Genomic DNA, 11,056 nt, shown 5'->3' with positions numbered 1-11,056 from the left:
TCAAAGTGGTCGACTAAAAAATCAGGAAGCATAAATTTTAAAAGCTCTATAGGATCCATCTTAAATTCTTAGAGTACAAATCTCTTATTTTATTTTGACATTCCTCCCCAAGATTTGTTCTTGATCCGATAATGGCTGCTTATCAATAGATGGCCGCGTTAGTGATGGGAGCGGCATCCTTTTGCGGGGCACGAAGGGCTTCTTTTTCCCCTAAACATCCATCCGCAAAAGATACAGCGGACAGCACGGCCCAGAGGGAAACGCCATTGACATTAGAAACTTTTCTGTTATTAGTTCTCTTTCTATACTAATTATTGAATTGATGATTAATGAAATTTAGTATATTAGAACTACAAAACGAGATGCTATTAATTTAAATCAAACGAACCTATGAATGTCTATACTAATATCTTTTTGTCAATTGTAAGTATGCTGTTTTTCTCGGCATGTAGTGATAAAAATACTGCTAAAGAAGAAAATTCGGATTTAAGTTCTTATTTGAAAGATGGATCTACAGGTATAAAGACAGGAGGGGTAAAGATGATTGAAATTAGTACCCCGAAGGGGAAGTTTAAGGTCTGGACTAAGCGTGTAGGTAATAATCCAAAAATGAAGCTATTACTTTTAAATGGAGGACCAGGAGCGACCCACGAATATTTTGAGTGTATGGAAAGCTTTTTGCCTCAGGAAGGGATAGAGTTTATTTATTACGACCAGTTAGGAACAGGCAACTCTGATAATCCAAATGATCCAGTATTTTGGGATTTGGATCGTTATGTGGAAGAAGTGGAACAGGTGCGTATAGCTCTTGGTTTAGATAAGAGTAATTTTTATTTATTAGGTCATTCATGGGGTGGGATTTTAGCTTCGCAGTATGCATTGAAGTATCAACAAAATCTTAAAGGACTTATTATTTCAAATATGATGATGAGCGCTATTGACTATGATAAATATGCGGATACAGTGTTAGCAAAGCAGATGGATCCTAAAGTTTTGGCGAGGATTAGGGAAATAGAGAAAAATAAAGATTTTGAAAATCCGGAATACATGCAGTTATTACTTCCTAATTTTTATACTAAACACATTCTGCGTTTAGATGCTGATAAGTGGCCAGAACCTGTAAACAGATCATTTAGTAAAATAAATCAGTCTTTGTATGTGACTATGCAGGGGCCAAGTGAATTTGGATTGTCGGGAAAACTTGAGAAGTGGGATATTAAAAAAGAGCTTCCAAAACTTGTCGTGCCAACATTGTCGATAGGGGCAGAATATGATACCATGGATCCTAATCATATGAAATGGATTGCTTCTCAAGTGAAAAATGGCACCTATTTGTATTGTCCTAACGGAAGTCATATGAGCATGTACGATGATCAGGATGTTTACATGAAAGGTTTGATTAAGTTTATTAAAGATACAGATAATACGACCATTAAATAATACATTGACTATAGAATTGAAAGCTCTCATATTTGGGAGCTTTTTCTTTTTATAGTGCTTTGTTTTAGTTATAGTTTAATTACTGCTTTTTTTTCTGAAACCTCCTCTCTTTTTTAATTTTGATAAAGCGGTATTTCTGATTTAGAAAGTTCTAATTTGCTCTCTATAAAATAATTAAAGCGATTGGCTTTTAATAGTATTAATATTTTTATTATTATTGTAGTATAGTACAGTATAGTATTGTGCTAGATCTTACTAACTAATAATAATAACTATGCAAGAAAAAATTACAAAAGAAAAAGTATCAGCTAAAAGCTTGCTGACTTCAATGCTGTTTTTATTAACGATTTGCAGCTGGGGTCAGAGTTATGAATTTGAAAATGGTAGCCGTACAGGAAATGCCGATATCCAAAACTGCGATTCCTGTTCGGGAAAAATAGTAGGTAATTTAGGAGGAACTGGCAGTGTCTCAGTAAATGTTACTGTCGCAGCAACAGGCTGGTACAATTTGCAATTGTTTTATTGTACAGGAGATCCTCGTACGATTCGGCTAACTGCAGGTTCAGCCACAGCCATTGCAATTCCTTGTGAGCCAAGCGGAGGATGGAGTACAGCAGCTTCTAAAAATATAAGTGTCTATTTGAACAGCGGAACAACCACTTTGCTTTGGGATAATACCAATTCATGGGCTCCTAATCTAGATAAATTTATTTTAACACCTTTGGCGGCAGGAACTAACCAAACCATCGCTTTTGGGAATAACAATAGTATTGTTTATAATTTAACGAATAAAACATATAGTATAAAGTTTAATGGTGCAACTGTAATTAGTAATGCGTCTGCTTATGCAAACAGTGATCAGCAATATGTGAGTAATAATTTTGCTTCGGCTGTTTATAGTTCAGAACCATTTACAGATAATGTAGGAACAGGAACTAAACACATTTTTAGCTTAAGTGGAAATTATACTTTAGGCATGCAGCAAATTTTTTATACTTATACAAATAAGAATTATTTGGCTGTACAAGTGGTCTTGACAGGAAATGGATCAAACTGTTATAAAATGTCTCCTTTAACGAGTAATCAGGTAACACCAAATTTTGGAACGGGAGATACTAGAGCCGTATTTGTCCCTTATGATAATGATGCCTGGATTCGATACAATGCTTATACTTTAAATTCAGCTGACTTTACAGCATCAGAAGTAACTAATATTTATAATAATACCAATCGTAAAGGTTTAGTAATTGGTTCTTTGGAACATACAAAATGGAAAACGGGTGTTACAGTAAGCGGAGGCGGTTCTTCATCAGCTTACGTTTCGGTTGTTGCGGGTTGGACAAAACAAGATGTGACAAGAGACGCAAGAGGCCATGGCTGGGTAAATGTAGGCCAAACAAGCTGTCCTTCTCCAAAAGTAATGATCAATGCTACAGACGATTGGAGAACAGGATTCGAAGAATTTGCACAAGCGAATGCCGCAATGCAGCCAAAATATATTTTTGACTGGACAGCGCCAAAACCAATGGGATGGAACAGCTGGGGAGCTATGCAGACCAATGTTAACTTAACGAAAGCAAAAGCAGTTGTAGATTTTTTTCATAATGATTGTCCTGCATTCAAAACAGAGGATAATACTTTGTTTATTGATCTTGATTCTTATTGGGATAATATGAGCGATGCTGAACTGGCACAATTTGTTACGTATGCAAAAAGTAAAGGTTTTAAGGCTGGAATCTATTGGGCTCCTTTTGTAGATTGGGGAAAATACAATCGTCAGGTTGAAGGCAGTTCATATAATTATAATCAATGTTGGACTATGGTTAACGGAAATCCTTTAGAATTGGATGGAGCTTATGCAATGGATCCAACAAGTCCAGGTACTAAGGCGAGAATTCATTATTTTATAAATCGTTTTAAAACCGCAGGATTCGAAATGATAAAAATTGACTTTTTAACACATGCGAGTATTGAAGCTGACAGTTTTGCAAATAATCAGCTTCATACAGGTATGGAAGCATATCAAGAAGGAATGAAATACTTGATTGATGAAATTGGAGGAACAATGTTGATTCAAGCTGCAATATCTCCTAATTTGGCAACTGGTCCTTTTGCGCACGTAAGACGCATAGCTTGCGATGCTTACACAAACATAAATGAAACAGATTATACTTTAAATAGTACAACTTACGGCTGGTGGCAAAATCAAATCTACGATTATATAGATGCAGATCACGTTGTTTTTGGGAATGCTTCAATCGGACAAAATCGTGCGAGATTATTAAGCAGCGTAGTCACAGGAACGGTAATTGCTGGCGATGATTTTTCTGTTGCAGGTCAATGGAAAACAACTGCACAGAATCTTTTGCAAAATAACGATGTGATGGATGTTGCTCGTAATGAAATGCATTTCCTTCCTGCTGATGGAAATACAGGTTATAATGCAGCCAATATTTTTTCTGCAACACACAACGATGTTACTTACATAGCTGTTTTTAACTACGGAAACACTTCAACAACAAATAATATCAGTTTAAGTCGTCTTGGCCTTGGATCTGGAAATTATACTGTTAAAGAACTTTATTCGGGAGCAACAACTATAGCTCAAAGTGTATTAAGCGTTCAATTGCCTCAGGCAGATGCCGCTATTTATGCTATTTATAGTTCAGGAACATTAAGTGCTCCAAGTTATAATTGGCCTACAGCTTCTACTAATTATGTTTTTCCTAATCCAGCATCCAGTAGTTTTAGAATTAAATTTGATCAGGCAATCAGTGGCCCTGCCGCAATTTCAGTATATGATATAACTGGAAAAGAAGTTTGGAAAACCTCTATGGCTACTGAAGGCACGATTAGCTCAGAAATACCAGTAAACGGACTTTCAAAAGGTGTTTATATGGTAAAAGTAAAAGCAACTGAGTATCCTGTTCAACATTTTAAGTTTGTTAAGAATTAAATAGATTTATAGAAGTTTTTAAAAATCCCGATTTTCACTTTAGGTGAGAATCGGGATTTTTTATTTGATTACTTTAGAATATCAAAAACAATATTTTTTGAATTATATTTTTTTTAGAGGCAAATTTTTAGTTGTTTTTTTGAGATTATCCTATAAATATTGTCAAAATGACTATTTTGAGTGGAAAAAATTCGACTCTTTTTTAAGTGTTTAATTTGCTGATATACAGATTTTTGAATTTCAATAAGAGAAAAAAGTAACCACTAATTTCTGCATTGTTCTTGCGGGATTAATTTTAATTCGTATCATTGTAGTATAGAATAGTATAATAACCAAAAATAGATTTAATGAAACCACACTATTTTTTAGTAAAAAAACTGTTTTTGCCTGTTATAATGATACTTTTTTTTAGTCATTCAACACAGGGACAAAAAACAATCAAAATGACTTTTGGCAAAAATGGCATTATTACCTATGATGCTAAACAAAAAACAATTGAGGTAAATCAGTTTGGGAAAAAGATTTTTTCTGGAGCTAAAGCTTCAGTTGTTGTTAATGGCAAAACAATTTCTCTTAATGATTATGCAGAAGCTGTTTTATCAAAAGAAACTTTCACAGATAATTTAGGAAAAGGAACAAAATTTGTTTTTACGTATACAGATAAAAATAATCCAACCCTAGTTCAAAATTTCTTCACGTATAATAATCAATCTTATTTTATAACTCAAATTGAAATTTTAGCCAACAAACAACAAATAGAAACCAATTACATTGCACCGCTAGATTTAGGAAAAATTACTTTTGATAAAATAGAAAACCTTCATACAGTTTTTGTTCCTTATGACAATGATGCTTGGATTAGTTATAATTCTAAAAAATTGGATACAATTTCAAACAATACAAGTGCAGAAGTTGGAATAGTATTCAATAATGCCTCTAGAAATGGTTTTATAGTTGGTTCTTTGGAACATACTGTTTGGAAAAGTGCTGTAAAATCAATTAATAAAGATAAACAACCTTTGCTTTCAGCTTGGTCAGGCTTTTCCGAAAAAGAAATTACACGAGACAGTATTGCACATGGTTTGGTAAAAGGCAATAAAGTATTGTCGCCAAAATTCTTTGTTGGTTATTATTCAGATTGGAGAAATGGAATGGAAGAATATGCCAAAACCAATCGCATTGTAGAAAAACCGTATGTTTTTGAATGGAACAAGCCAACTCCAGTTGGATGGAACAGTTGGGGCGTTTTGATGGAAAAAATTAATTACGAAAACACTACTAAAGTTGTAGATTTTTTTTCGAACCAAGTTCCGCAATTTCGAGTGGGAAATACTGCTTATATAGATCTTGACTCTTTTTGGGATAATATGGTCAAAGGTGGTTTTACAGGAGACTTTAGTAAAGTAAAAGAATTCGCAGATTACTGTAAAAATAAAGGATTAGAACCGGGAGTATATTGGGCGCCTTTTACAGATTGGGGATGGAAAGATGGACCAAACCGTAAAGCAGAGGGAAGCGATTATACTTTTGGCGAAATGTGGACAAAAACCGGAAATACGTATTTTGATTTTGATGGCGCACGCGCAATTGATCCAACACATCCTGGTACGCTGAAACGTGTTGATTATGTAATTAATAAACTCAAAGCGTGCGGCTTCAAAATGATTAAAATTGATTTTCTGGGACACGCAGCAGCCGAATCTTCTTCTTTTTATGATAAAAATATCACAACAGGAATGCAGGCTTACAAAGTTGGAATGGAACATTTGGTAAATGCATTAGATGGACAAATGCTAATTTATGCCGCAATTTCTCCAAGTATGGCAACCTCTCGTTACGTGCATGTGAGACGTATAGCGTGCGATGCATGGAAAACCATCGAACAGACTCAATATACTTTGAATAGTGTCAACTACGGCTGGTGGCAGACCTATTCGTATGATTATATTGATGCAGATCATGTTGTTTTTGCTGATGTCACAGAGGGCGAAAATCGTGCAAGATTAATTTCGTCTGTAATTACAGGAACATTAATCACTGGTGATGATTACAGTAAAGAAGGAATCTGGAGCAAGCGCGCCAAAGAATGGCTTCAAAATAAGGAATTGCTTAAAATTATTTCAAATGGAGTAGCTTTCCGTCCTGTTGAAGGAAATACGGGAAAACAAACGACTGAAGTTTTCGAACAAAAAATAGGCAACGATTGGTATGTGGCGGTTTTAAATTATGGAAATGAAGCAAAAAGTTACGCATTACCATTTGAGAGATTAGATATTCAAAAAGGTAAGTATGAAATGGAAGATATTTTGACTTCTCAAAAGAATGAAATAATAAACAACAGCTTAAATGTGAAGCTGGAGGCCAAAGATGCTCATTTATACAAAATCGTAAAACGCTAATAGATTAAGCATGAAAAAGTATCTTTTAAATAATGTACTATTGGCCGTAATATGTCTAGTTTCGACAATAGCAAATGCAACAGTTTCACTGCCATCTTTTTTTACTGATAATATGGTGCTGCAGCAAAAAAGTGCTGTTCGGTTTTGGGGAGAAAGCAATAAACAATCAGTATCCGTTACAACTTCTTGGGATAAAAAAGTATATAAAACAAATGTTGTAAATGGTAAGTGGGATGTAGTTTTAAAAACTCCTGCTTACGGCGGACCTTTTGCAATTACAATAAATGATGGAGATTTAAAAACATTGCAAAATGTTTTAATTGGAGAAGTTTGGCTTTGTTCAGGACAAAGTAATATGGAAATGCCTTTGGAAGGTTGGGGGAAAATCAATAATTACAAAGAAGAAATCGCAAATGCTGATTATCCGCAAATACGATTATTGCAAGCCGAACATGTTGAAAGCACTTTACCATTAAACACACTAAAAGTACAGCACGACGGATGGAATGTCTGCAACCCTAAAACTATTGCTGATTTTAGTGCGACGGCTTATTTTTTTGCCAGAAAGATTTACGAAGAAAAAAAGATTCCGATAGGGTTGATTCATTCTTCTTGGGGAGGAACTCTTGTAGAAGCTTGGACAAGTTCTGGAGCGTTAAGCACCATTCATGATTTTGATACCGAAATTGAAGCTATGAAATCTGAAACAAGCAGACAAGCTTTGCAACAGAAATATGATGAAGAGCTTGCGGTTTGGGAAAAACATCTTACTAATGCAGATAAAGGATTTGAAGATGGAAAAGCAGTTTGGGCAACGTCTAAAGTTGATGATAGTTCATGGAAAATAATGAAGGTGCCTTCTTTTTTTGACAGCAACGGATTAGGAAATTTTGATGGTATAGTTTGGTTTAGAAAAAAAGTCAATATTTCAGATACTAGTAAAGATTTTACTCTGAGTTATTTTGCTGATGATGACGATCTAATTTGGGTTAACGGAAATTATATTGGAGAAACTAAAGGTTACAATGTAGAACGCCATTATACTATTCCAGCCCAATATTTAAAAAAGGGAGAAAATGTAATTGCGATAAGAGTATTTGATGGCGCAGGGAATGGAGGAATTTACGGGGAAGAAAATATCGCTTTAAAATCAGAAAAAGAAACTATTTCATTAGCAGGAGACTGGAAATACAGTATTGGCGCAGACAGTAAAGATTTACCTGTAAAACCGTATTTAGCTCAAGGTCAAAACCGACCAAGTGCGATATACAACGCCATGATTGCACCTCTGTTAGATTATAAAATAAAGGGAGTAATCTGGTATCAAGGGGAGAGTAATGCTGAAAGAGCACATCAATATCAAAAATTATTTCCGCTTTTGATAAATGATTGGCGGGAAAAATTTAAAGACAAAAATCTTCCGTTTTTCTTTGTGCAGTTAGCCAATTACAAGCAGCAGAAAGAGCAGCCAGGAGATTCTGATTGGGCCGAATTAAGAGAGGCGCAATTTCTGACATTAAAACTTCCAAACACAGGAATGGCAGTTACAACCGATATTGGAAACGGAGAAGATATCCATCCAAAAAACAAACAAGATGTAGGTGGCCGTCTTGCTAACATTGCTTTGGCAAAATTGTATAATATGAAAATTGAGTATTCGGGACCAATTTATAAATCGTATAAAATTGAAAACAATATGATTGTACTAGATTTTGATTTTAATACAGATATTAAATCTAAAGAAGGTGTACTGAAAGGATTTTCTATTGCAGGATCAGACCAGAAATTTTATTGGGCAGATGCTAAAATAGTAAACGGAAAAGTAGTAGTATATGCGCAGAACGTTACAAATCCTGTAGCGGTTCGATACAATTGGGCAGATAATCCAAATGGAAATTTGACCAATGTATCAGGTCTTCCTGCATCGTCATTTAGAACAGATGTTTGGAAAGGAATTACACAAGAAGAAAAAGTAAAAAAATAACACATAATAAAATGAAAAAACAAAGTATCAATTTAAGGCAGTCTTTTGCGATAGCATTTTTTATTCTCACGAGTTATTGCAGTTCAGTAACAGCACAACAGATCATTGCTGTAAAAACAAAATCTAATGCATTGGTTTTACAGGTAAATTCAGGAAAAGAAGTAAGCACTATTTATTTAGGAGAAAAATTGGCAAACGATTCAGATTATGCCAAAATACAAGGTCAGTTTCGTCAGGGAACCGATTATTCAGGTATTTACAATGCTGCTTATACCGCTTCTGGATCTAAAAATTTATTGGAACCAGCCATTGCTGTAACCCATGCTGACGGAAACACTTCGTTAGATTTGTTGTATGTAAGCCACAAAACCAATACCGTGACTACAGGAGTTTTTCAGACGGAAATTACATTAAAAGATCCTGTTTATCCTGTTGAAGTTCATTTGTTTATTCAAGCGTATTACGATACAGATGTTATAGAACAATGGACCACTATTCAGCATAACGAAAAAGGAAGTATTACTTTAAACAAATACGCTTCGGCTAATTTGTATTTAAAAGGATATAATAGTTTCTGGCTAAATCAATATCATGGAGAATGGGCAAAAGAAATGCAATTGGAGGAAGCTAAACTTACTCACGGAATCAAAACTTTAGATACTAAATTAGGCTCACGTACCAATTTATTTCAGCCGTCGGTATTTATGGTTTCCTTAGATAAACCAGCATCAGAAGACGAAGGAAAAGTTTTGTTTGCAGGTCTAGAATGGTCAGGAAATTTTAGAACCGATTTAGAATTAGATCCGTTAAATAATCTTCGTGTAATTTCAGGAATTAATAATGCTGCTGCGGCTTATAAATTAGCTAAAAGCGAAGTTTTTACAACACCTAAATTTTGGTACACTTTATCAGCTAAAGGAAAAGGGCATGCAAGCCGTAACCTGCACGACTGGTCTAGAAATTATAAAATCTTAGACGGAAAAGGAGATCGTTTGACATTATTAAACAACTGGGAAGCAACCTATTTTAATTTTGATGAAGATAAATTGAAAGTTTTAATTGCCGATAGTAAAAAATTGGGTGTAGATATGTTCTTGTTAGATGACGGATGGTTTGGAAATACATATCCGCGTAACAATGACGACGCGGCTTTAGGAGATTGGGATGTCAATAAAAAGAAATTGCCAAATGGTATTGGAGCTTTAGTAAAAACAGCAAAAGACAACCAGGTAAAATTCGGAATCTGGATTGAGCCAGAAATGGTAAGTCCAGCGAGTGATTTGTACAAAAAACATCCAGAATGGATTGTAAAACAGCCAGGAAGAACAGAACATTATTTCCGTAATCAGTTGGTTTTAGATTTATCTAATCCAAAAGTTCAAGATTTTGTTTATGGGGTTGTGGATAATCTTTTTACTGAAAATCCAGAATTGGCTTATATTAAATGGGATTGTAATGCCGTAATTTACAATGCATATTCTAATTATTTAAAAGACAAACAAAACAACTTTTACACGGATTATGTAACTGGGCTTTATAAAGTATTAGAACGTATTCGTGCAAAATATCCAACGGTACCAATGATGCTTTGCTCTGGTGGAGGAGGAAGAGTTGATTACGGAGCTTTGAAATACTTTACAGAATTTTGGCCAAGTGATAACACAGATCCTTTAGAGCGTGTATATATGCAATATGAATACTCGTATTTTTATCCAGCATTAACTATTGCGGCACACGTTACAGATTGGGGGAAACAGCCTTTAAAATATCGTACAGATGTTGCCATGATGGGAAGATTAGGTTTTGATATTGTAGTAAAAGATTTAAATGAGAAAGATTTGACTTTTACACAGAAAGCAATAAAAAACTATAACGAGTTGAGCAATACAATTTGGCAGGGAGATCAATATCGTTTGCAAAATCCGTGGGGTAATGATGCGGCTTCTGTAATGTTTGTCAATAAAAATGGAAATGAAGGAGTGGTTTTTAGCTATTCTGTTAATTCTAGATATGAGGCAGGAACACATCTTCCAATAAAATTAAAAGGATTGCAAGCAGGTCAAAATTATAAAATAGAGGAGATTAACGTATATCCAGATAAAAAACCAGTGGTAGAAACAGCTGTTTATTCGGGCGATTTCTTAATGCAGGTTGGAATTAATCCGAATGTTACAGCATCAAACAGCAGTGTTGTTTTAAAAATTACTAAGGCCTAAAATAAATTATAAACATTAGTATATATTTGTAATACTATATTTTCTAAATAAATACCTATTA

At 34.6% G+C, this 11,056-nt stretch carries 5 protein-coding genes; all 5 read left to right on the top strand.

Going from position 1 to position 11,056, the window contains the following annotated elements; translation table 11 throughout:
• Nucleotides 1-390: 390 nt before the first annotated feature.
• The 5 genes from BSF41_RS14180 (at nucleotide 391) to BSF41_RS14160 (ending at nucleotide 10,995) form a co-directional block, all read left to right on the top strand.
• Entirely contained in the window at nucleotides 391-1,440 is a 1,050-nt protein-coding gene (locus tag BSF41_RS14180) for a proline iminopeptidase-family hydrolase (protein ID WP_095930155.1), read from the top strand.
• A gap of 274 nt (nucleotides 1,441-1,714) precedes the next feature.
• Nucleotides 1,715-4,396, top strand: a complete 2,682-nt coding sequence (locus BSF41_RS14175; RefSeq protein WP_095930154.1) for a T9SS type A sorting domain-containing protein — start codon at nucleotides 1,715-1,717, stop codon at nucleotides 4,394-4,396.
• A 443-nt stretch (nucleotides 4,397-4,839) separates the two neighbouring features.
• The gene (locus tag BSF41_RS14170) at nucleotides 4,840-6,795 is read left to right on the top strand and encodes an alpha-galactosidase (RefSeq protein WP_253251829.1); all 1,956 of its coding nucleotides are present in this window, start codon (nucleotides 4,840-4,842) and stop codon (nucleotides 6,793-6,795) included.
• Nucleotides 6,796-6,805: 10 nt separating this feature from the next.
• Nucleotides 6,806-8,779, top strand: a complete 1,974-nt coding sequence (locus BSF41_RS14165) for a sialate O-acetylesterase (RefSeq protein ID WP_095930152.1) — start codon at nucleotides 6,806-6,808, stop codon at nucleotides 8,777-8,779.
• 11 nt (nucleotides 8,780-8,790) lie between these two features.
• A complete protein-coding gene (locus BSF41_RS14160; protein ID WP_095930162.1) occupies nucleotides 8,791-10,995 on the top strand; it encodes an alpha-galactosidase in 2,205 nt (734 codons plus the stop codon).
• Nucleotides 10,996-11,056: the final 61 nt, after the last annotated feature.

The organism is Flavobacterium sp. ACN2 (assembly GCF_002303885.1).
Classification (GTDB): Bacteria; Bacteroidota; Bacteroidia; order Flavobacteriales; family Flavobacteriaceae; genus Flavobacterium.
This window is presented reverse-complemented; position numbering and strand designations above follow the sequence as displayed.